The organism is Caulobacter sp. 05T431 (assembly GCF_056665975.1).
In genome coordinates this window covers 1-349 of record NZ_JBFTKU010000209.1, presented here as the reverse complement: position 1 = coordinate 349, position 349 = coordinate 1, and the positions used below count along the sequence as shown (strand labels likewise).

The following is a 349-nucleotide window of genomic DNA, read 5'->3' as shown; positions in this document are numbered from 1 at the left end:
GCCATGTACAGCATCATCAGGCCGGTCAGGATGATGAAGACGACAAACACCTCATAGAGATTGCTGACCGGTATGTGGCCCATGCCGGCACCGATGCGGTACGACTCGTACCAGCGCGTGAGGAAGGCCGCAGCCGCGAGCCCCAGCCCGCTCCACGTGGCAGCACGGCCGATCGCGGCCAGGCGCGCCCGCTGTCCTACCCAGCCGGCGATGGAGGCCAGCGTGGCAACGCCGATCAGCGCGCCCGAGCCCAGCAACACCGGCTGACTCACCGGGCCGCTGGCGAGGTTGTCGACGGCCACGGCGCCGCCGATATCGCGGCCGAGCTGCCAGCAGAGCAGCGATGCCA

The 349-nt window shown here is 68.8% G+C and carries 1 protein-coding gene; it reads right to left on the bottom strand.

From position 1 onward, the window contains the following. On the bottom strand, positions 1-349 hold a 349-nt coding region (locus AC1U89_RS25140), incomplete at both ends, for a hypothetical protein (RefSeq protein ID WP_479902330.1).